Genomic DNA, 20,800 nt, shown 5'->3' with positions numbered 1-20,800 from the left:
GAGTACTCGGCTACGAACCGAGCGGTCGGAGGTTCGAATCCTCCTGAGTCCGCCACTTTTGAGGCGGTTTTGCCAGTCAAGGCAGCTTCAGAAACCAGTGGTAATCTGGTCAAAAAATACCACCCTACGGACTCATAGCTCAGCTGGATAGAGTACTCGGCTACGAACCGAGCGGTCGGAGGTTCGAATCCTCCTGAGTCCGCCACACATCAAGAAGCCCGCTCGATTAGAGCGGGCTTTTTGTTTTTCCGTGTCGCTGAATTGTCAGCAATGTCGAACTAAGCTCATTTCAGGTGCGATGCCCTCAAGAACAGGTGTTGCACAGGTCTGACACATTCTGTCGTATGTGCTTTTTTCTTTTTTGCCGCCGTCGCACTGTTGGTTTCGAGCGTTGTCGTAGCTTTACCGCGCAAACGATTGTTCTGGCCAAAATTTTAAGCGATCTGACAGCTGATGCAGTGTATGATTGCGCCCGTCAGCCCCGCCGGGGCTAGTGGAATACCACCATGGACTTACCCAGTAGTTACTCGATAACACGATTTACCAAGCTAGATCTGACCGATTGATTCTCCCGGCGTGCTCCGCTGCTGGGAGTGGAGTTCGCCTATGACCGAAGTAGAAGTAAAGAAAGCCCAAGAGAGCCTGCAGGATCGCCTGGCCCAGGTGATCGAACTGTTGCAGCGCCAACGGGTGGTCGAGGACCTGACGCACCGTCAGGAAGGTCACCACCACGATCTGGTGGAAAACCTTGTCCACCGTCAGAACCTGGTCGAGCTGCAGCGCAAGCTTGACGATCTGCACCCCGCCGACATCGCCTATATTCTTGAAGCTCTTCCGCTGGAAGACCGTCTGACGGTATGGCAGCTGGTGCGCTCTGAGCGTGACGGCGACATCTTGCTCGAAGTCTCCGACGCCGTACGCCAGACCTTGATCGCCGACATGGACGATCACGAGCTGCTCGCAGCCGCCAAGGAGATGGATGCGGACGAACTGGCCGACCTGGCGCCGGAGTTGCCGCGAGATGTTGTCCACGAGCTGATGGAGAGCCTCGATGCTCAGCAGCGTGAGCGCGTACGCTCGGCCCTGAGCTACGACGAGGAGCAGGTCGGTGCGCTGATGGACTTTGAGATGGTGACCATCCGCGAAGACGTCAGCCTGGAAGTGGTGTTGCGTTATCTGCGCCGGCTCAAGGAGCTGCCTGGCCATACCGACAAACTGTTCGTGGTCGACTACGACGGTATCCTCAAGGGCGTGCTGCCGATCAAGCGCCTGTTGGTCAACGACCCTGAAAAGAAAGTCGCGGAGGTCATGGCCAATGACCCGGTGACCTTCCATCCCGAGGAAGATGCCTATGACGCCGCCCAGGCCTTCGAACGGTACGACTTGATTTCCGCGCCGGTGGTAGACAAAAGTGACCGTTTGATCGGTCGTCTGACCATCGATGAAATGGTCGACCTCATCCGCGAGGAGAGTGAGAGCGAAGTGCTCAACATGGCGGGTCTGCGCGAAGAAGAAGACATCTTCGCCTCGGTCTGGCGTTCGCTGCGCAACCGCTGGGCATGGCTGGCCATTAACCTGATCACCGCCTTCGTGGCTTCGCGGGTTATTGGCCTGTTCGAAGGTTCCATCGAGAAGTTGGTCGCACTTGCCGCCTTGATGCCGATCGTTGCGGGTATCGGTGGCAACTCTGGTAACCAGACGATCACCATGATCGTACGTGCCATGGCACTGGACCAAGTCTCGCCGGGTAACACCGGCCGCCTGATGCGCAAGGAGCTGGCGGTTTCGCTGCTCAATGGCTTGATCTGGGGTGGGGTGATAGGTGCAGTGGCCTTCTGGCTCTATGGCAGTTGGTCGCTGGGGTTGGTGATGACCGGCGCGATGACGCTGAACCTGTTGCTGGCTGCGTTGATGGGGGTGCTGATTCCGATGACCCTGACCCGCCTGGGGCGCGACCCGGCGATGGGGTCGAGCGTCATGATCACTGCCGTGACCGACAGTGGTGGTTTCTTCATCTTCCTGGGGTTGGCCACCTTGTTCCTGCTCTGAGCAGCCGGCTACATCGGGAATAAAAAAGCCAGCGTTGAGCTGGCTTTTTCATGGGTGGTGCAAAAACTCAGGAAGCGTCTGCAGCCATTTCCACATCGTGAGCGATGAGGGCGACCAGCGCGTTCTGCTGGCGGTGGGAGAGTTGGCGGAAGCGTTGCAGCAGCTCTCGCTCATGCAGGCTCAGCTCGGGGCTGTCCAGGCGCATGCTCAGCTCGTCACCCAGCGCACCTTCCTGGATAAGGCTTTGTTCCAGGCGTGCGATGATCTCGGAGTTCATGCTGCGGTGGTGGTTGCGCGCTACCTCGGCAATGCGCTCACGCATTCCGTCTGGCAGGCGGACGACGAACTTGTCAGCGGTGCGGCTTGAATAGATAGCCTGTTTCATTGGGCGCATATACATTGACCGGTTTTTCTAGTTCAGGGGAAGCGGTTCTCAAATTGGCCGCACGGTGGTGGCTACGACCGTGGCGGTGACAAAATGTTCAACCGTGTTCTCAATCTGGGTGCTCATCTTGCCCTATGACCGCCGTTTCATTGGCGTCAATTCTGTGACAAATAGTGATCCGAATAAAGGCTTTTTGCCAGTACCAATTATCAGAAATGAGTACTGGTTTGAAAAGTTTTGCTTTTTTCGACGCGCGCGGCTGTCAGTTTTTTGCCGCCAAAATCTGTCAAAAATCAGCAATGGTCATAGAAAATCCTTAAAATACGCAGGTTCCCTCGTTTGAGCATAGTGGCTATGCGACATGATGCAAGCGGTACATCCCGGCTGGGAGGTCGCCTGATATTTCTGATAGGACCGTCTGGTTCGGGAAAAGATTCCCTTATTGATGCTGCCCGGGCGTTATTACTGGAAAACGGCGTCGAAGTCGCCAGGCGCGTCATCACCCGATCAGCCGAGTCCAGGGGGGAGGCGGCCCATGGCGTCAGCCCCGAGGTGTTCGAGCAGATGCGCGAAGATGGGGCGTTTGCCATGCATTGGCAGGCCAACAGCCTGCAATACGGGATTCCGGTGCAGGTGAATGAATGGCTGTCCAGTGGTCGCCATGTCCTGGTCAATGGATCCCGGGGGTATCTGCCAGAAGCGCGTCGGCGGTATCCACACCTGCTGGCCATTCGCCTGGAAGTGGCGCCCCAGGTGCTGCGTGAGCGTCTGCTGGCCAGAGGGCGGGAGTCAGTTGAACAGGTCGAGCAGCGTCTGGCGCGCAATGCCTTGTTGCAGGCCGGTGATGACCCTGACGTGCACGTGCTGGACAACTCGACGTCCTTGGCCAATACCGTCGAGGCCTTGCTGCGCTTGTTGGTCGATGAGGGCGTGATCGCGCAGCCGGCGCTCTAGCGTGGTCGGCTTGGAGGGGGCGATCCTGAGGGCCTGTCAGCCTTTCGTTGCTGAAAAGGGCTACGGCTAAAAAGCCGATTCAGGCATGACAAACGGTTGAGCGCTGGTTAAGATGCTCGCCGCCTTCGCGCACCAGACTGGCTGCTGCGAAGCGTCTTAAATGGAGCTCCCCCGAGTGGGAGTCCAGCTATCCGTCCTCGTAGTTTAATGGATAGAACGGGGCCCTCCTAAGGCCTTGATGCAGGTTCGATTCCTGCCGGGGACGCCATCTTCCGGTAATGCCCATTACCTTTTCGTCCTCCGTTTCTGATCACCGATCCTCAAGCAATCAGTCCCCCTTGGGATTTTCGATTGACGGAATTCCTTATCCCTGATTTATTGAAACCGTTTTCATGACCCTACCCATAAGTACAGACAAGAAGGTCATAGGGTGAACAAGATGCATGCGCCTGCCCGTGGGCGGGTCACCATCAGCGAGGTAGCCCAGGCTGCCGGCGTTTCCAAGGCCACGGTTTCGCGCTACATCGGCGGCGACCGGCAATTGCTCGCCGATGCCACTGCCCAGCGTATCGAGGCGGTGATCGAGCGGCTCGGTTATCGCCCCAACCGCATGGCCAGTGCGCTCAAGCGGGGCCGTACCGGTCTGATCGGCATGCTGCTGGCCGATATCCGCAACCCTTATTCCGTGGCGGTAATGCATGGCGTCGAACTGGCTTGCCGCCAGCATGGCTACAGCCTGGTGGTGTGCAACACCGACTGCGATGACGAACAGGAGTGCCTGCACTTGCAGGCGCTGCAGTCATATAACGTCGATGGCCTGATCGTGAACACCCTTGGCCACCATGCGGGCGAGTTGGCCAGCTTGGGCCGTGAACTGCCGATGGTATTGGTGGACCGGCAACTGGCCGAGCTGCAGACTGACCTGGTGGGGCTGGACAACGCCGACGCCGTCGAACAAGCGTTGGAGCACCTGCAGCGGCAGGGTTATCGCGACATCATGGCGGTCACCGAACCCCTCGATGGCACCAGTTCGCGCCAGGAGCGGGTGTCTGCCTTCCTGGCGTCCATCGCACGCAGGCCCGGCTTGCGCGGGCAGGTCCTGGAAGTGAGCAGTCGCTTGCCGGAGCAGTTGGCAGGGTTTCTGGCGGGCGCAGGCCATGGCCCACAGGCGCTGTTCAGCTGCAACGGGGTGGCTACCCTTGAAGTCATGCGGCATCTGCACCGACGGGCCGAGCATCCGTTCCACAATCTGGGCCTGGTCGCCCTCGATGATCTGGACTGGTACCCGTTGGTTGGAGGCGGCATCACTGCCCTGGCCCAACCCACCGAGCGTATCGGCGCAGCCGCGTTCCAGTGCCTGCTGGAGCGCATGCAAGGCAGTCGATTACCCGCCCGGCGCCTGGACCTTCGCGCTGAACTCATCGTTCGAGGTTCCAGCCGACCCATTGATTGAAAAACAGCGCGGCCTGCGTGTCGCGCTGTTTTTTACCTGGAAATGAAACCGGTTTCATTCGACAAGAACAAGGACTACAACGATGCACGCGAACCCTGTTTCCATCAGCCTGTCGAGCTTCGGCGCCGATACCGTACGCCACCATGGTCAGCTCGCTTACCTCCCCCTGCTGGCTGCGGCCGGTGCGTGTCGCGTGGAGTGGCGCGAGGAGTTGTTCGAGGCATGGCCTGACGCCGCCGAACTTGCCAGTGCCAGTACGGCGCTGGGCCTGGAAAGCTTGTTCTCCACACCGCTGGAACTGTGGCGCGAGGATGGCAGTTTGGAGCCGCAAGTGGCGGGACGGCTGCAATTGGCCAGCGAGGTTGGCGCTGTAGCCTTGAAGGTCTCTCTCGGCCACTATCGCGAGAGTTGCGACCTCCAGGCCTTGCGTCCATTGCTGGGGCAGGGGACAGCCCTGTACGTGGAGAACGACCAGACCGTTCAAGGCGGGCGTCTGCAACCTTTGCTGGGCTTCTTTCAGCGAGCTGCGAACCTAGGCCTGGCGCCTGGCATGACCTTCGACATTGGTAACTGGTACTGGCAGGACGAGTCCCCTCTGCAGGCGGCGCGGGCCTTGGGGCCCTGGGTGCGTTACGTGCATTGCAAGGCCGTGGAGCGCCGCACCGATGGCCGCAGGGCGGCGATCCCTCCGCAAGCGAGCGATCTGGCCCATTGGCGTGAGCTGATGGCCTGCTTTGCCCCGGGCGTGCCGCGTGCTATCGAGTACCCCCTGGTGAGTGACGATTTGTTGGCGTTCACGCGTGAGCAGGTCGTGCAACTGGCCGGACTCGAGGCGGAGGTGTGCCATGGCTGAGCAAGACGTGCTCTGCTTCGGCGAAACCATGGCCATGTTCGTGGCCGAGCAGTGTGGCGAGCTGGCCCAGGTCGAGGGATTTGCCAAGCGTATCGCCGGGGCTGACAGCAATGTGGCCATCGGCCTGGCCCGCCTGGGTTTGCAGGTGAACTGGCTAAGCCGGGTGGGCGCCGACTCTCTCGGCGCCTTCGTGCTCGCCAGCCTGCGCCGTGAGGGGCTGAGCTGTGACGGCGTCGAAATCGACCCTGAACATCCGACAGGTTTTCAACTCAAGGCCCGCTGCGACGACGGGCGAGATCCGCAGGTGGAGTATTTCCGTCGTGGCTCTGCGGCCAGTCACCTGTCACCCGCTGTGCTACGGCCAAGCCTGCTCAAAGCGCGACACCTCCATGCCACGGGTATCCCACCAGCCTTGTCGGCATCTTGCCGTGAACTTTCCCACAGCTTGCTGGATGCCATGCGTGCCTGTGGGCGGAGTGTGTCCTTCGACCCGAACCTACGCCCGTCGCTGTGGCCGAACCCGCAGACCATGGTGCAGGAGATCAATGCCCTGGCGATCAAGGCCGACTGGGTGCTACCGGGCCTGGAGGAGGGGCGTCTGCTGACCGGCAGGCAATCACCCGAGGCCATCGCCGGTTTCTACTTGGAGCAGGGTGTGCAGCGGGTGGCGATCAAGCTTGGGGCACAAGGCGCGTACTACCGCGATGCCCAGGGCGCCGAGGGCATGGTAGCGCCGCATCCGGTGGCCCAGGTGGTGGATACGGTGGGGGCGGGCGATGCCTTTGCCGTCGGCGTGATCAGCGCCTTGCTCGAAGGCCACGACCTTCGCCACGCCGTGACGCGCGGCAATTGGTGTGGCAGCCGGGCTGTGCAATCGCGCGGGGATATGGAAGGGCTGCCGCAACGCTTCGAGCTGGACCATTTCGAGACGCGCGCGAGCGCATGACGACCGAATCTGCCGGCCTGGCCGGCACCTGTTGCAACAAGAACAAAAAGCTCAGGAGACACACCATGCAGATCGACCGAATTGCTCCACGGCGTTGGTGGTACATCATGCCGATCGTCTTCATCACCTACAGCCTCGCCTACCTCGACCGCGCCAACTACGGTTTCGCGGCGGCCTCAGGCATGGCCGATGACTTGCACATCACCCCGGCCCTGTCGTCGTTGCTGGGGGCGCTGTTCTTCCTCGGTTATTTCTTCTTCCAGGTTCCCGGCGCCATCTATGCCGAAAAGCGCAGCGTGAAGAAACTCATCTTCGTCAGCCTGATCCTCTGGGGTGGGCTGGCGACGCTCACGGGCATGGTTCAGGACGTCTACCTGCTGATCGGCATCCGCTTTCTGTTGGGGGTGGTCGAAGCGGCGGTGATGCCGGCCATGCTGATCTACCTGTGCCACTGGTTCACCCGGGCCGAGCGCTCGCGGGCCAATACCTTCCTGATCCTCGGCAACCCGGTGACCATCCTCTGGATGTCCGTGGTTTCCGGTTACCTGGTCAAGCACTTCGACTGGCGCTGGATGTTCATCATCGAAGGGTTGCCCGCCGTACTCTGGGCCTTCATCTGGTGGCGCTTGGTGGATGACCGCCCAGAACAGGCCAAGTGGCTGGCCGCGCAAGACAAGGCAGCGCTGCGCGAGGCCCTGGCCGCCGAGCAACAGGGCATCAAGCCGGTGAAGAACTACCGCGAAGCCTTCCGTTCTCCCAAGGTGATTATCCTGTCGTTGCAATACTTCTGCTGGAGCATCGGGGTCTATGGCTTCGTGCTCTGGCTGCCGTCGATTCTCAAGCAGGCAGCTGCGCTGGACATCGTCACTGCGGGTTGGCTGTCGGCAGTGCCCTACCTGGGGGCGGTGCTGGCCATGCTGGGCGTGTCCTGGGCCTCGGACCGGATGCAAAAGCGCAAACGCTTCGTCTGGCCGCCATTGCTGATAGCTGCATTGGCGTTCTATGGCTCCTACGTTCTGGGCACTGAGCACTTCTGGTGGTCCTACACGTTGCTGGTGATTGCCGGTGCCTGCATGTACGCCCCCTATGGCCCGTTCTTCGCCATCGTCCCGGAACTGCTGCCGCGCAATGTCGCCGGCGGTGCCATGGCCCTGATCAACAGCATGGGGGCCTTGGGCTCGTTCTCCGGCTCGTGGCTGGTGGGCTACCTCAACGGCGCCACGGGTGGCCCTGGTGCCTCCTACCTGTTCATGTGCGGCGCACTGTTGGTGGCTGTGGCCCTGACCGCCGTTCTCAACCCTTCGCAACAGGTGCAGCGCCCGCACCTGGCGCCCAGTCAATAGGATCAGACCATGAAGAAACGCATCGTCCTCTACAAACGCCTGTCCGACCAGCTCATGCAGCGTCTGCAGGCCCATACCGAGGTGACGCTGGTCGAGGCGCCCGCGGCCGATGGCCTGGCCCGTCTGCGCGCGGCACTGCCAGGCGCCCACGGCTTGCTGGGTGCGAGCCTGCGCCTGGGCGGCGAACTGCTCGACCTGGCACCAGAACTGGAGGTGGTCTCCAGCGTTTCGGTGGGTGTGGACAACTACGACATCGGTGAGCTGGACCGGCGCGGTGTCTTGCTGACCAACACCCCCGACGTGCTCACCGAGACCACCGCCGACACCGGCTTCGCCCTGTTGCTGGCCTGTGCCCGGCGGGTGGTGGAGCTGGACGGCTGGATCCGCGACGGCCACTGGCGCGCCGGGATAGGCCCTGCGCAGTTTGGCTGCGACGTGCATGGCAAGACCCTCGGTATCATCGGCATGGGCCGTATCGGCGAGGCCTTGGCGCGCCGGGCCCATGCCGGTTTTGGCATGCAGGTGCTGTATCACACCCGCCAGCCGCGCCCCGAGGTGGAGGCGCGCTACGAGGCACGTCATCGCAGTCTTCAGGCCTTGTTGGCCGAGTCGGATTTCGTCTGCCTGTGCGTGCCCCTGAGCGCGCAAACCGAGAACCTCATCGGTGCCCCTGAACTGGCCTTGATGAAGCCTTCGGCGATCCTGGTGAACATCTCCCGTGGTCGCGTGCTGGACGAGCCTGCCGTGTTGCAGGCCTTGCGTGAGCGGCGCATTCGCGGTGCCGGGCTGGATGTCTTCGTGCAGGAGCCGTTGCCGGTGAACTCGCCGCTGTTGCAACTGGACAACCTGGTGGTGACCCCGCACATCGGCTCGGCCACCGAAGAGACCCGTGAAGCCATGGCGCGCTGTGCGGTGGACAACCTGCTCGCGGCATTGGCAGGTGAGCGTCCGGCGAACCTGGTCAACCCCCAGGCCTGGGAGCGCCGGGCAGGGTAATCCCGCGGTGCCCCCTCGCAGGCTTGCCTGCGAGGGCGTCGGTACAGCCCCGATGTCTATGCTTTACCCAAAACAACAGCCCCGACCAACGGAGCGTATGCCTTGCACGACCTGATTGACCTATTGAAGAAGAGACCTGAGCCATGTCCAACGACGAACCTGCCTTCGCACAACCGGCGCGGCGCGAGTTCTTGCGAAAATCCCTGACGCTCATCCCGGTGGCGACCTTCGCCAGCACCGGCTTGGGGGGCGTGGTGCTCGCTGAAACCGCCAAACCTGCATCCGATTCCTCACCTGCCGCAGCCCCTGAACAGGGCAGGGCGCGTGCCTATCAGCCGACCTTCTTCACTGCCGAGGAGTGGGCCTTCATCAGCGCCGCCGTGGCCGTGCTGATTCCATCCGACGCACTCGGCCCGGGCGCCGTCGAAGCCGGCGTGCCGGAGTTCATCGACCGTCAGCTCAATACCCGCTATGGCAGCGGTGGCCTTTGGTACATGCAGGGGCCCTTCCGCCCGGATGCCCCGGCCGAACTGGGCTACCAGCTCAAGCTCAGCCCTCAGGAAATCTATCGCCTGGGTATCCAGGAGACCGACGCCTGGTGCCAGGCGCAATGGGGCAAACCGTTCACCGAGCTGGGCCCGGCCCAACAGCAGCAAGCCCTCGAGGCGTTGGACAGCGGCGAGGCAGCCCTTGCGTCGGTACCGGCAGTGACCTTCTTCGCCATGCTCTGGCTCAATACCCGCGAAGGCTTCTTCAGTGACCCACTGCACGGTGGCAACCAAGGGCTGGCCGGCTGGAAGCTGATCGGCTTCCCTGGCGCGCGCGCCGATTTCATGGATTGGGTGGAGCGCGATGAGCGTTACCCCTTCCCACCGGTATCGATCAGTGGCGAGCGAGGTTGAGATGGCCCAAGTGATGAAGAAAGTCGATGCAGTCATCGTCGGGTTCGGCTGGACCGGCGCGATCATGGCCAAGGAGCTGACCGAGGCAGGTCTGCAGGTGGTGGCGCTGGAGCGAGGCCCTGCCCGTGACACCTACCCGGACGGGGTCTATCCGCAGACCATGGACGAGCTGACCTACAACTCGCGCAAGAAACTGTTCATGGACATCTCTCGCGAGACCGTGACCTTGCGCCACAGCGTGAACGACCTTGCCGTGCCGTACCGCCAGTTTGGCGCTTTCCTGCCTGGCACAGGCACTGGTGGGGCAGGGCTGCACTGGTCGGGCGTGCACTTTCGGGTCGACCCGATGGAACTGCGCATGCGCAGCCACTACGAGGAGCGCTATGGTAAGGCCTTCATCCCCGAGGGCATGACCATCCAGGACTTTGGCGTCAGCTACGAAGAGCTCGAGCCGTACTTCGATTTCGCCGAAAAGGTCTTCGGCACTTCCGGCACCGCCTGGTCGATCAAGGGCCAGGTGGTGGGCCGTGACAGAGGCGGCAACCCGTTCGCTGCGGACCGCTCCGATGACTTCCCGCTGCCGGCGCAGAAGAACACCGTGTCGGCGCAACTGTTCGAGAAGGCTGCCCGGGAAGTGGGCTACCACCCTTACAACCTGCCCTCGGCCAACACCTCCGGGCCTTACACCAACCCTTACGGAGCGCAGATGGGGCCGTGCAACTTCTGCGGATTCTGCAGTGGCTACGCCTGCTACATGTACTCCAAGGCATCGCCCAACGTGAACATTCTGCCGGCCCTGCGCCAGGTGCCGAACTTCGAGCTGCGCAACAATGCCCATGTGCTGCGGGTGAATCTCAATGCCGAGAAGAACCTCGCCACCGGCGTGACCTACGTCGATGCCCAGGGCCGTGAAGTGGAGCAACCGGCAGACCTGGTGATCCTCGGTGCGTTCCAGTTCAACAATGTGCGCCTGATGCTGCTCTCGGGCATCGGCAAGCCCTACGATCCGATCCGCAATGAAGGCGTCGTGGGGCGCAACTTCGCCTTCCAGAACCTCTCCACCGTGACGGCGTTCTTCGACAAGAACAGCCACCACACCAACCCATTCATCGGCGCCGGGGGCAATGGCGTGGCGGTGGACGATTTCAATGCCGACAACTTCGACCACGGCCCTGAAGGGTTCGTGGGCGGCTCGCCGTTCTGGGTCAACCAGGCCGGGACCAAACCCATCTCCGGTACCAAGGTGCCGCCGGGCACGCCCAAATGGGGCAGCGCCTGGAAAGCCGCAGTGGCCGATAGCTACAGCCACATGCTGTCGATGGATGCCCATGGTGCGCATCAGTCCTACCGCGACAACTACCTGGATCTGGACCCGGTGTACAAGGACGCCTACGGCCAGCCGCTGTTGCGCATGACCTTCGACTGGAAGGACAACGACGTGAAGATGAACCGCTTCATGGTCGAGCGCATGCGCAAGATCGCCGAGGCCATGGGGCCCAAGGCGATCACTGCGTCGATGAAGGCGTTCGGTCAGCATTTCGACGCCACGGTGTACCAGACCACTCATTTGAATGGCGGGGCGATCATGGGCACCGATCCGAAGACCAGCGCGATCAATCGGTACCTGCAAAGCTGGGATGTCCACAACGTGTTTGTCCCAGGCGCTTCGGCCTTCCCACAAGGGCTGGGCTACAACCCCACCGGGCTGGTAGCGGCGCTGACGTACTGGTCGGCGCGGGCGATTCGCGAGCAGTACCTGAAAAACCCCGGCCCGCTGGTGCAGGCATAGGAGGCCGACCATGAAACGTATTCTGATCGCCGCCCTGAGCCTGGGCGCCAGCACTCTGTTGCACGCCGCCGACATGAGCGACCCGGCCTTGGTCAAGCAGGGCGAATACCTTGCCCGGGCCGGGGATTGCGTGGCCTGCCACACCGCCAAGGGTGGCAAACCCTTCGCCGGTGGGCTGCCCATGCAGACGCCCATCGGCACGATCTATTCGACCAACATCACCCCGGACCCGACCGGCATTGGCGACTACAGCCTCGAGGACTTCGAGCGTGCCGTGCGCCAGGGCATCGGCCTGAACGGCAGCACGTTGTATCCGGCCATGCCCTATCCGTCCTATGCGCGGGTCAGCGACGACGACATCAAGGCCCTGTATGCCTACTTCATGAGCGGCGTGCAGCCAGTGGAGCAGGCAAACAAAGAGAGCGATATTCCCTGGCCGCTGAGCATGCGCTGGCCGCTGGCGTTCTGGCGCGGCGTGTTCGCGCCCGAGGTCAAACCGTTCGACGCAGCAGGGCGTGACCCGGTACTGGCCCGTGGCGCCTACCTGGTCGAAGGCCTGGGCCACTGCGGCGCCTGCCACACCCCCCGGGCTTTGACCATGCAGGAAAAAGCCCTGGATGCCGCCGGTGGGGACGCCTACCTGTCCGGCAGCGCACCGCTGGAAGGCTGGATTGCCAAGAACCTGCGAGGGGATCACAAGGATGGCCTGGGCAGTTGGAGCGAGGCGCAGATTGTCGCCTTCCTCAAGACCGGGCGAAACGAGCGTACCGCGGTGTTCGGTGGCATGAGCGATGTGGTCGAGCACAGCATGCAGTACATGACCGAGGCCGACCTGACGGCCATTGCCCGCTACCTGAAGTCCTTGCCGCCGGTGAATCCGGACGACCAGCCATTCCAGGAGGATCGCCAGGTCGCCGAGGCATTGTGGAAAGGGGACGATACCAAGCCCGGCGCGGCCCTCTACGTGGACAACTGCGCTGCCTGTCATCGCACCGACGGCAAGGGCTACGCGCGGGTGTTCCCGGCGTTGGCTGGCAACCCGGTGCTGCAGAGCGCTGATGCCACCTCGTTGATCCACATCGTGCTCGACGGCTATACCCTGCCGGCCACGGCCACTGCGCCATCGACTTTCACCATGCCGGGCTTCGCCTGGCGTATGAAGGACCAGGAGGTGGCCGATGTGGTCAACTTCATTCGCAGCAGTTGGGGTAACCAGGCGGCGTCGGTGACGGCGAGCCAGGTGGCTGAGGTGCGCACCACGCCACGGCCTGTGCTGAAGGCGGAGTCGCTGGTCGGTGATACGACGGGGATGAAGGAACCGTGAGGTGACAGGGGCCGCGTTGCGGCCCATCGCAGGCGTGGTCAGCTCCCACAAGAGCAGCGCTAGCCTTGTGGGAGGTGGCTGCGCGCTTACAGCTCCACGTCCTGGCGTCCGGCCATCTTCGCCTGGGTCTTGAGCTCCACGTCTTCTTGCATGCGCTGGGCGATCTGCTGGTCGATCTTTTCCTTCTGCTCAGGCGGCAAGGCGTTGTATTCCTCCTCGGTCAGTCCCAGCTCGGCGAGGTACTTTTCCTTGATTTTCTCTTCCGGTGACTTGGCCATGTAGTCGCGGAATGCCTCCAGGGCACCGCTGGTGTCCTGCTCGTTGACGCTGGCTTGCTGGCGCGCGGCGGCGTCGGGGTTCTGCAACATCACCATGAGCTTGGCGAAGGCCTCCTTGCGTCCGTCCTCGGCGTTTTGTCCCGAAGTGCTGCTCTGGCCGTTCTGCTGTGGCGTGGCTGTGGCTGGGGCGACGGGCAGGCGCATCGGCAGCACGGCGGCCAATGGCTGATCGGCGCCGGCGCGGTTGTACTGCTGAACGGCAGTCTGCCAGCCCAGGCCATTAAGAGTGATCATCAGGTTTGCTCCTTGCGAATCAATGACGCCACCGGAGGGGCAAGACCTGTGCCAACGGCCTGAAAAGGCATGAAAACGGCCGTCCTGGCTATCTGGATCCAAGGGGGGTTGCGGCTAAGCTTGCTCTCCAGAGGAACGAGTTTGCCGCTTGGCGGCAATCCACAAGACTGTCAGCAGCCCAGTGCGGCGCAGTTGCTGGACACCAGGAGAGAGCGTCCATGAGTCAGCAGTCCAGGCCGGTGCCTGCCGGCTTCAGTGAGCAGCAACTGCATACCTTGTTCAACCTGATCAGCGACGGTATCTGGGATTGGGATGCCAACTCCGGCTACGTCTACCGCAACCCTGGCTGGTACGCCATGCTCGGGTACGAAAGCCACTCGATGGCCAACACCGTGCTGACCTGGGAGAGCGTGATCCACCCGGAGGACTACCCGCGGGTGATGGCCCACTTCGAGGCATACATCAACCAGCGCAACGAGCGCTATCGCATCGAATACCGCTGTCGCTGCCAGGACGGCAGCTACCTGTGGATCGAGGACAGCGGCCACATAATCGCCCGCAACGAGGATGGGTCGGTGGCGCGCATGCTCGGCGCCCACCGCAACATCGACGCGGGCAAGCGCCTGGTGATCGAGCTGCAGCAGAGGAACCAGTCGCTGGAAACCCAGGTCGCCGAGCGCACCCGCGAGCTGTCCTGGGTCAATCAGCAGCTGCAGCGCCAGCTCGATGAGAATCTCGAGCTGGCTGAGCGCGACGCCCTGACCCGCACCGCCAATCGCTATCGGCTGGAAAAGACCCTACGCCAGGAGTGCGAGCGTGCCCGGCGCTTCCGCCAGCCGTTATCGCTGATCGTCATGGACGTGGACGATTTCAAGCCGATCAACGACCGCTACGGCCATGCCCGAGGCGATGCAGCGCTGGTCGAGGCGGTGGAGCGCGTCCGGGTGTGCCTGCGCAAGCAGGACCTGCTGGCGCGCTGGGGAGGCGATGAGTTTGTCGCAGTCTTACCCCAGACCCCGGTGGAGCAGGCCCTGGAGCTGGCCAGGCAGATCCGCCAAGCGCTGGACGACATGGAGCCGATCGGCGATTGCCGCCTGACCATGAGTTTTGGCGTGGTGCGCTGGCAGGACGATGAAGACCAGCACGGCTTGCTGGCGCGGGCCGACCAGGCGCTGTACCGGGCCAAGGCGGCGGGCAAGAACACCATCTTCGAGTGAGGGGCACCCCTGTTCTTGAGCGTCGTGCGCTCCTACAGGGATCGGCGAAACTCGGGGATTGAGGACAAAAAAAATGCCCGCGGCGCCTGGGGCGCAGCGGGCCAAATCGGCTGTCGCCGCTTCAGTGTCAGATATGCAGTGCGTGGCCCAGGGCCCGCAATGCCGCTTCCTGGACCGTCTCGCCCAGGGTCGGGTGGGCGTGGATGGTGCCGGCGATGTCTTCCAGGCGGGCACCCATTTCCAGGGATTGGGCAAAGGCGGTGGACAGTTCCGAGACCGCCACGCCCACGGCCTGCCAGCCGAGGATCAGGTGGTTGTCACGGCGGGCGACCACGCGCACGAAGCCACTTTTCGATTCCAGGGTCATGGCCCGGCCGTTGGCGGCGAAGGGGAACTGCGCGACGATGCAATCCAGGCCTTGCTGGCTGGCTTGCTCGGGCGTCTTGCCGACCACCACTACTTCCGGGTCGGTGAAGCACACCGCTGCGATGGCGCTAGGCTCGAAGCGCCGCGCCTTGCCCGCGATGATTTCCGCGACCATCTCGCCCTGGGCCATGGCCCGGTGGGCCAGCATTGGTTCGCCCGCCACATCGCCGATGGCCCAGACGTTGCGCATGCTGGTCTGGCAGCGCTCGTCGATGGCCACCGCCGCGCCGTTCATCTTCAGGTCCAGGGACTCGAGGTTGAAGCCTTGGGTGCGTGGGCGCCGTCCTACAGCGACCAGCACCTGGTCGGCTTCCAGGCGTAATTGCCCACCTTGACCGTCCTTGGCCAGCAGGCAGCCGTTTTCGTAACCTTCGACGCTGTGGTCCAGGTACAGGGCGATGCCCAGTTTCTTCACCGAGTCGGCCACCGGCTGGGTCAGTTCGGCGTCATAGGTCGGCAGGATGCGCGCGCGCGCTTCCACCACGCTGACCTGAACGCCCAGTTTGCGGTAAGCAATGCCGAGCTCCAGGCCGATGTAGCCACCACCGACCACCACCAGATGACGGGGCAGGGCTTTGGGGGCCAGGGCCTCGGTGGAGGAAATCACCGCGCCGCCCAGCGGCAGCATGGGTAGTTCCACGCTGGTGGAACCGGTTGCCAGCAGCAGGTGCTCGCATTGGATCTTCTGGCCGTCGACCTCGACGCTCTTGCCGTCGAGGATCTTCGCCCAGCCATGGATCACCTTGACCCCGTTCTTCTTGAGCAAGGCGGCAACGCCGGAGGTCAGGCGATCGACGATGCCGTCCTTCCAGGCGATGCTGCGGGTGATGTCCAGGCGCGGCGAGGACACGCTGATGCCCAGCGCCGATCGTTCATCGTGGTGGCAGGCCTGGTGGAACTGCTCGGCCACATGGATCAGTGCCTTGGATGGAATGCAGCCGATGTTCAGGCAAGTGCCGCCCAGGGCCTGGCCTTCGACCAGCACCGTAGGGATGCCCAGTTGGCCGGCGCGAATAGCGGCGATGTAGCCGCCAGGGCCGCCACCGATGATCAGCAGGGTCGTGTTGAGGATCGGTTGCATGCTTACTCCACGAACAGGCAGGCGGGTTGTTCCAGCAGGCCGCGCACGGCCTGAATGAACAAGGCGGCATCCATGCCATCGACCACCCGGTGGTCGAAGGAGCTGGACAGGTTCATCATCTTGCGCACGACGATCTGGCCATCGACCACGACCGGCCGTTCGACCATGCGGTTGACGCCCACGATGGCCACTTCCGGCGTGTTGACCACCGGCGTGCTGGCGATGCCGCCCAGTGCGCCGAGGCTGGTCAAGGTGATGGTCGAGCCGGAGAGTTCCTCGCGGCTGGCCTTGTTGCTGCGCGCGGCATTGGCCAGACGAGCGATTTCGCTGGCGTTGCTCCACAGGCTGCCGGCTTCGGCATGGCGCAGCACCGGCACCATCAGGCCGTTGTCGCCTTGGGTGGCGATACCCACGTGCACCGCGCCGTGGCGGGTGATGACCTGGGCTTCGTCGTCATAGGTGGCGTTGATCTGCGGGAAGTCGCGCAGGGCCACGACCATGGCGCGCACGATGAACGGCAGCAGGGTCAGCTTGCCGCGGTCTTGGCCGTGCTTGGCGTTCAGTTGCTGGCGCAAGGCCTCGAGGGCCGTGACGTCGATTTCCTCGACATAGCTGAAGTGCGCGACGCGACGCTTGGCGTCCTGCATGCGCTGGGCGATCTTGCGGCGCAGACCGATCACCGGAATCTGCTCGCTGTCGGTGCGCTTGCCGTAGCCACTCGGCGCCTGGCCGGCCGCGCTGTGCGGTTTGCTGATGAAGGCGTCGAGGTCTTCGTGCAGGATGCGCCCGGCCGGGCCGCTGCCATGCACGTAGCGCAGCTCGATACCGGCATCCAGGGCGCGTTTGCGCACCGCCGGGGAGGCCAGGGGCTTGTCGCCCGCCTGGCGTGGCACGATCGGTGCGGCGACGCTGGCGCTGGACACGGGGCTTGCGGCCGGCTGCGGTTCGAGGCGGGGCTCGGCAGCGACCGGGGCGGGTGCGGCTGGCGCGACGGCCTCGACCGGCTTGGCGTGGGGTTCGTCCACGTGGTTGCCGCTGCCTTCGACTTCGATGCGGATCAGCTCGCTGCCGACCGCCATCACCTCACCGGGCTGGCCGCCCAGGGCCAATACCTTGCCGCTGACCGGCGAGGGGATCTCCACGGTGGCCTTGTCGGTCATGACATCGGCCACCACCTGGTCTTCGGCGATCACATCGCCGACCTTGACGAACCACTCCACCAACTCGACCTGTGCGATGCCTTCGCCGATGTCCGGCATCTTGATGACGTGCGTGCCCATTCAGACCTCCATGACCCGTTTCAATGCCGCACCTACCCGCGAAGGACCTGGGAAGTAGGCCCATTCCTGTGCATGGGGATAGGGGGTGTCCCAACCGGTGACGCGCTCGATCGGCGCTTCGAGGTGATGGAAGCAGTGCTCCTGCACCAGCGACACCAGCTCGGCACCGAAGCCGCAGGTACGGGTCGCCTCGTGGACCACCACGCAGCGGCCGGTCTTCTTCACCGATTCGACGATGGTCTCCAGGTCCAGCGGCCACAGGCTGCGCAGGTCGATGACTTCGGCATCGACGCCGGTCTCTTCGGCGGCCACTTGGGACACGTATACCGTGGTGCCATAGGTCAGTACGGTGACATCGTTACCTGGACGGGCGATGGCGGCCTTGTCCAGCGGTACCTGGTAGTAACCATCGGGCACTGCACTTTGCGGATGCTTGGACCACGGCGTCACCGGGCGGTCGTGGTGGCCGTCGAACGGGCCGTTGTACAGGCGCTTGGGCTCGAGGAAGATCACCGGATCGTCGCATTCGATCGAGGCGATCAGCAGGCCTTTGGCGTCATAGGGGTTGGAGGGCATCACGGTGCGCAGGCCGCACACCTGGGTGAACATCGCCTCAGGGCTCTGGCTGTGGGTCTGGCCGCCATAGATGCCACCGCCGCACGGCATACGCAGGGTCAGTGGAGAGATGAACTGGCCGGCCGAGCGATAGCGCAGGCGGGCCATCTCCGAAACGATCTGGTCGGAGGCGGGGTAGAAGTAGTCGGCGAACTGGATCTCCACCACCGGGCGCAGACCGTAGGCGCCCATGCCCACGGCAGTGCCGACGATGCCGCTTTCGGAGATCGGGGCGTCGAACACGCGGGACTTGCCGTATTTGTTCTGCAGGCCTTCGGTGCAACGGAACACGCCGCCGAAGTAACCGACGTCCTGGCCGTAGATCACCACGTTGTCGTCGCGCTCGAGCATGATGTCCATGGCCGAGCGCAGGGCCTGGATCATGGTCATGGTGGTGGTGGACATGGCGGATTCCAGATGGATGCTGTTGTTGTGATCGTTCATCTCAGACCCCCAGTTCCTGGCGCTGGCGGCGCAGGTGGTCGGGCATTTCCTTGTACACGTCCTCGAACATCGAGGCGGCGCTTGGAATGTGGCCATTGCCCAGGGTGCCGTACTGCTCGGCTTCTTTCTGCGCCTTGATGACCTCGGCCTCGAGCTCGGCGGTGACGGCTTGGTGTTCTTCTTCGGACCAGTGGCCGGTAGCGATCAGGTGCTGCTTGAGGCGAGCGATCGGGTCGCCCAGCGGGAAGTGGCTCCAGTCATCGGCCGGGCGGTACTTGGATGGATCGTCCGAGGTGGAGTGTGGACCTGCGCGGTAGGTGACCCATTCGATCAAGGTCGGGCCCATGCCGCGGCGGGCACGTTCGGCGGCCCAGCGCGAGGCGGCGTAGACCGCGATGAAGTCGTTGCCGTCGACCCGCAGGGAGGCGATGCCGCAGCCCACGCCACGGCCTGCGAAGGTGGTGGACTCACCGCCAGCGATGGCCTGGAAGGTCGAGATCGCCCACTGGTTGTTGACCACGTTGAGGATCACCGGGGCACGGTAGACGTGGGCGAAGGTCAGGGCGGTGTGGAAGTCCGACTCGGCCGTGGCGCCGTCGCCGATCCAGGCCGAGGCGATCTTGGTATCGCCCTTGATGGCCGAGGCCATGGCCCAGCCGACGGCCTGGACGAACTGGGTGGCCAGGTTGCCGCTGATGGTGAAGAAACCTGCCTCGCGCACCGAGTACATGATCGGCAGTTGGCGACCCTTGAGCGGATCGCGCTCGTTGGACAGCAACTGGCAGATCATCTCGACCAAGGACACGTCCCGGGCCATCAGGATGCTTTGCTGGCGGTAGGTCGGGAAGCACATGTCGGTGTATTGCAAGGCCAGCGCCTGGGCGCTGCCGATGGCTTCCTCGCCCAGGCTCTGCATGTAGAAGGACATCTTCTTCTGGCGCTGGGCAACGACCATGCGGTTGTCGAAGATCCGCGTCTTGAGCATGGCGCGCATGCCTTGGCGCAGGACCTGCGGGTCGATGTCTTCGGCCCATGGGCCGACGGCATTGCCCTGTTCGTCCAGCACACGGATGAGGCTGTAGGACAGATCCGCAGTGTCGGCGGGCTCTACATCGATCGGGGGTTTACGGACTAGACCGGCGTCGTTCAGACGCAGGTAGGAGAAATCGGTCTGGCAGCCTGGCCGGCCGGTAGGCTCGGGCACATGCAGACGCAGGGGGGCGTACTCGTTCATGCTTTTTACGCTCGCTCGAATGTTGTTTTTGTGAGCTTTGAAGCGGTCGCCGCTGAGTACCGGCTTGTGACTGGTAGGTCAGCGCTAACTACATCATAGGGGGACCGCTGAAGAATTTTTCTCTCAAGTTGATTGCCTTTGCCTGACGGCGCAGATAAACATTCCGCATAAACACAAAAAACCGGTGAATTTGTCTCATGCGCAAACTCGATCGCACCGATATCGGCATTCTCAATAGCCTTCAGGAAAATGCCCGCATCACCAACGCAGAGCTGGCCCGCTCGGTGAACCTGTCGCCTACGCCCTGTTTCAACCGGGTCAAGGCGATGGAAGAGCTGGGCGTCATCCGTCAGCAGGTGACGTTGCTCGCACCCGAGGTGCTGGGGCTGGACGTCAATGTGTTCATCCACGTCAGCCTGGAGAAGCAGGTGGAGCAGGCGTTGCACCGCTTCGAGGAGGAAATCGCCGAGCGGCCTGAGGTGATGGAGTGCTACCTGATGACGGGCGATCCGGACTACCTGCTGCGCGTGCTGTTGCCCAGCATTCAGGCGCTGGAGCGCTTCCTCGACTACCTGACTCGCCTGCCCGGAGTGGCCAACATCCGTTCGAGTTTTGCCCTCAAGCAGGTGCGTTACAAGACCGCGCTGCCGTTGCCGGCCAATGGCATGACCTTGCGTGAATAGGCTGTGTGTGGGCGCTGAGTGCCCCATGAACGCGGGCGGGGCTTTCATCGACGCTTTCGCGGGTGAACCCGCTCCCACAGGCACGGCGTCGGCCCCCAGATGTGCGGGAAATCTGTGGGAGCGGGTTTACCCGCGAAGGCGGTGGCGGGTTCAACGACGCGTTGCGGGTGTTAATAAATTTCCACACTGCTGCCCACTCCGCTTGATATTTTCAACAGCGGACGCCTATGTTGTGCCTATCGCCATTCCCGGCC

Annotated in this window: 18 protein-coding genes and 2 tRNA genes; 14 read left to right on the top strand and 6 right to left on the bottom strand. The window is 63.0% G+C overall.

The features are described 5' to 3' along the window. Positions 1-128: 128 nt before the first annotated feature. A tRNA-Arg gene (locus ABOA88_RS22000) sits at positions 129-205 on the top strand. A 401-nt stretch (positions 206-606) separates the two neighbouring features. Then, on the top strand, positions 607-2,049 hold the full coding sequence (gene mgtE, locus ABOA88_RS21995) for a magnesium transporter (RefSeq protein WP_043210979.1): 1,443 nt from the start codon (positions 607-609) through the stop codon (positions 2,047-2,049). A 67-nt stretch (positions 2,050-2,116) separates the two neighbouring features. Here mgtE and ABOA88_RS21990 read toward each other — a convergent pair whose 3' ends face one another. Next, positions 2,117-2,443 carry an Arc family DNA-binding protein gene (locus ABOA88_RS21990; protein ID WP_003254499.1) on the bottom strand — a complete coding sequence of 109 codons (327 nt, stop codon included), beginning with the start codon at positions 2,441-2,443 and terminating at the stop codon, positions 2,117-2,119. 345 nt (positions 2,444-2,788) lie between these two features. Between ABOA88_RS21990 and phnN the strand changes: the two genes are divergently transcribed. The 10 genes from phnN (at position 2,789) to ABOA88_RS21940 (ending at position 12,994) form a co-directional block, all read left to right on the top strand. Continuing rightward, positions 2,789-3,388, top strand: coding sequence for a phosphonate metabolism protein/1,5-bisphosphokinase (PRPP-forming) PhnN (gene phnN / locus ABOA88_RS21985; protein ID WP_367851219.1), 600 nt, complete (start codon positions 2,789-2,791; stop codon positions 3,386-3,388). A 193-nt stretch (positions 3,389-3,581) separates the two neighbouring features. Further along, positions 3,582-3,656, top strand: a tRNA-Arg gene (locus ABOA88_RS21980). Positions 3,657-3,827: 171 nt separating this feature from the next. Further along, positions 3,828-4,841: a LacI family DNA-binding transcriptional regulator gene (locus ABOA88_RS21975; RefSeq protein WP_196169148.1), complete on the top strand. Its 1,014-nt coding sequence runs from the start codon at positions 3,828-3,830 to the stop codon at positions 4,839-4,841. An 82-nt stretch (positions 4,842-4,923) separates the two neighbouring features. Next, positions 4,924-5,694 (top strand): AP endonuclease, encoded by a 771-nt coding sequence (locus ABOA88_RS21970; RefSeq protein ID WP_196168940.1) that lies wholly within the window; start codon positions 4,924-4,926, stop codon positions 5,692-5,694. Then, positions 5,687-6,640 (top strand): sugar kinase, encoded by a 954-nt coding sequence (locus ABOA88_RS21965; RefSeq protein WP_196168941.1) that lies wholly within the window; start codon positions 5,687-5,689, stop codon positions 6,638-6,640. Before ABOA88_RS21970 ends, ABOA88_RS21965 begins: the two co-directional genes overlap by 8 nt. Positions 6,641-6,705: 65 nt before the next feature. Next, on the top strand, positions 6,706-7,983 hold the full coding sequence (locus ABOA88_RS21960; RefSeq protein ID WP_196168942.1) for an MFS transporter: 1,278 nt from the start codon (positions 6,706-6,708) through the stop codon (positions 7,981-7,983). Between the two features lie 9 nt (positions 7,984-7,992). Then, positions 7,993-8,979, top strand: coding sequence for a 2-hydroxyacid dehydrogenase (locus ABOA88_RS21955; RefSeq protein ID WP_367851220.1), 987 nt, complete (start codon positions 7,993-7,995; stop codon positions 8,977-8,979). Between the two features lie 143 nt (positions 8,980-9,122). After that, positions 9,123-9,881, top strand: coding sequence for a gluconate 2-dehydrogenase subunit 3 family protein (locus ABOA88_RS21950; RefSeq protein ID WP_367851221.1), 759 nt, complete (start codon positions 9,123-9,125; stop codon positions 9,879-9,881). 1 nt (position 9,882) lies between these two features. After that, positions 9,883-11,670, top strand: a complete 1,788-nt coding sequence (locus ABOA88_RS21945; protein ID WP_196168945.1) for a GMC family oxidoreductase — start codon at positions 9,883-9,885, stop codon at positions 11,668-11,670. A gap of 10 nt (positions 11,671-11,680) precedes the next feature. After that, the gene (locus ABOA88_RS21940) at positions 11,681-12,994 is read left to right on the top strand and encodes a cytochrome c (protein WP_196168946.1); all 1,314 of its coding nucleotides are present in this window, start codon (positions 11,681-11,683) and stop codon (positions 12,992-12,994) included. 86 nt (positions 12,995-13,080) lie between these two features. Here ABOA88_RS21940 and ABOA88_RS21935 read toward each other — a convergent pair whose 3' ends face one another. Next, positions 13,081-13,566, bottom strand: a complete 486-nt coding sequence (locus ABOA88_RS21935) for a hypothetical protein (RefSeq protein WP_367851222.1) — start codon at positions 13,564-13,566, stop codon at positions 13,081-13,083. A 218-nt stretch (positions 13,567-13,784) separates the two neighbouring features. Here ABOA88_RS21935 and ABOA88_RS21930 point away from each other — a divergent pair, with 218 nt between their 5' ends. After that, a complete protein-coding gene (locus ABOA88_RS21930) occupies positions 13,785-14,783 on the top strand; it encodes a diguanylate cyclase (RefSeq protein WP_196168947.1) in 999 nt (332 codons plus the stop codon). Positions 14,784-14,910: 127 nt separating this feature from the next. On the opposite strand, the gene lpdA is transcribed toward ABOA88_RS21930, so the two are convergent. Genes lpdA through ABOA88_RS21910 form a run of 4 tightly spaced genes read right to left on the bottom strand, consistent with a single transcriptional unit; the run spans position 14,911 to position 19,863 of the window. Further along, a complete protein-coding gene (lpdA, locus tag ABOA88_RS21925; RefSeq protein ID WP_367851223.1) occupies positions 14,911-16,290 on the bottom strand; it encodes a dihydrolipoyl dehydrogenase in 1,380 nt (459 codons plus the stop codon). 2 nt (positions 16,291-16,292) lie between these two features. After that, a complete protein-coding gene (locus ABOA88_RS21920; protein WP_196168949.1) occupies positions 16,293-17,570 on the bottom strand; it encodes a dihydrolipoamide acetyltransferase family protein in 1,278 nt (425 codons plus the stop codon). After that, a complete protein-coding gene (locus ABOA88_RS21915; protein ID WP_196168950.1) occupies positions 17,571-18,629 on the bottom strand; it encodes an alpha-ketoacid dehydrogenase subunit beta in 1,059 nt (352 codons plus the stop codon). A gap of 1 nt (position 18,630) precedes the next feature. Then, positions 18,631-19,863 (bottom strand): 3-methyl-2-oxobutanoate dehydrogenase (2-methylpropanoyl-transferring) subunit alpha, encoded by a 1,233-nt coding sequence (locus ABOA88_RS21910; protein WP_196168951.1) that lies wholly within the window; start codon positions 19,861-19,863, stop codon positions 18,631-18,633. 197 nt (positions 19,864-20,060) lie between these two features. On the opposite strand from ABOA88_RS21910, the gene bkdR reads away from it, so the two are divergent. Further along, positions 20,061-20,546 carry a Bkd operon transcriptional regulator BkdR gene (gene bkdR, locus ABOA88_RS21905; RefSeq protein ID WP_043210945.1) on the top strand — a complete coding sequence of 162 codons (486 nt, stop codon included), beginning with the start codon at positions 20,061-20,063 and terminating at the stop codon, positions 20,544-20,546. Positions 20,547-20,800: the final 254 nt, after the last annotated feature.

The sequence above is a fragment of the Pseudomonas sp. PKS genome (assembly GCF_051913525.1).
GTDB classification, from domain to species: Bacteria; Pseudomonadota; Gammaproteobacteria; order Pseudomonadales; family Pseudomonadaceae; genus Aquipseudomonas; species Aquipseudomonas guariconensis_D.
Note: the sequence above shows the minus strand (reverse complement) of the source record. Positions and strands in the feature narration are given on the sequence as shown.

Bases quoted from the DNA above. Each gene is read 5' to 3' on its own strand.
- ABOA88_RS21960 (WP_196168942.1), top strand. From the start codon at position 6,706: ATGCAGATCGACCGAATTGCTCCACGGCGTTGGTGGTACATCATGCCG.
- bkdR (WP_043210945.1), top strand. From the start codon at position 20,061: ATGCGCAAACTCGATCGCACCGATATCGGCATTCTCAATAGCCTTCAG.
- ABOA88_RS21935 (WP_367851222.1), bottom strand. From the start codon at position 13,566: ATGATCACTCTTAATGGCCTGGGCTGGCAGACTGCCGTTCAGCAGTAC.
- mgtE (WP_043210979.1), top strand. From the start codon at position 607: ATGACCGAAGTAGAAGTAAAGAAAGCCCAAGAGAGCCTGCAGGATCGC.
- ABOA88_RS21965 (WP_196168941.1), top strand. From the start codon at position 5,687: ATGGCTGAGCAAGACGTGCTCTGCTTCGGCGAAACCATGGCCATGTTC.
- ABOA88_RS21975 (WP_196169148.1), top strand. From the start codon at position 3,828: ATGCATGCGCCTGCCCGTGGGCGGGTCACCATCAGCGAGGTAGCCCAG.
- ABOA88_RS21945 (WP_196168945.1), top strand. From the start codon at position 9,883: ATGGCCCAAGTGATGAAGAAAGTCGATGCAGTCATCGTCGGGTTCGGC.
- ABOA88_RS21920 (WP_196168949.1), bottom strand. From the start codon at position 17,570: ATGGGCACGCACGTCATCAAGATGCCGGACATCGGCGAAGGCATCGCA.
- ABOA88_RS21915 (WP_196168950.1), bottom strand. From the start codon at position 18,629: ATGAACGATCACAACAACAGCATCCATCTGGAATCCGCCATGTCCACC.
- ABOA88_RS21970 (WP_196168940.1), top strand. From the start codon at position 4,924: ATGCACGCGAACCCTGTTTCCATCAGCCTGTCGAGCTTCGGCGCCGAT.
- ABOA88_RS21950 (WP_367851221.1), top strand. From the start codon at position 9,123: ATGTCCAACGACGAACCTGCCTTCGCACAACCGGCGCGGCGCGAGTTC.
- ABOA88_RS21910 (WP_196168951.1), bottom strand. From the start codon at position 19,863: ATGAACGAGTACGCCCCCCTGCGTCTGCATGTGCCCGAGCCTACCGGC.
- phnN (WP_367851219.1), top strand. From the start codon at position 2,789: ATGCGACATGATGCAAGCGGTACATCCCGGCTGGGAGGTCGCCTGATA.
- lpdA (WP_367851223.1), bottom strand. From the start codon at position 16,290: ATGCAACCGATCCTCAACACGACCCTGCTGATCATCGGTGGCGGCCCT.
- ABOA88_RS21955 (WP_367851220.1), top strand. From the start codon at position 7,993: ATGAAGAAACGCATCGTCCTCTACAAACGCCTGTCCGACCAGCTCATG.
- ABOA88_RS21930 (WP_196168947.1), top strand. From the start codon at position 13,785: ATGAGTCAGCAGTCCAGGCCGGTGCCTGCCGGCTTCAGTGAGCAGCAA.
- ABOA88_RS21940 (WP_196168946.1), top strand. From the start codon at position 11,681: ATGAAACGTATTCTGATCGCCGCCCTGAGCCTGGGCGCCAGCACTCTG.
- ABOA88_RS21990 (WP_003254499.1), bottom strand. From the start codon at position 2,443: ATGCGCCCAATGAAACAGGCTATCTATTCAAGCCGCACCGCTGACAAG.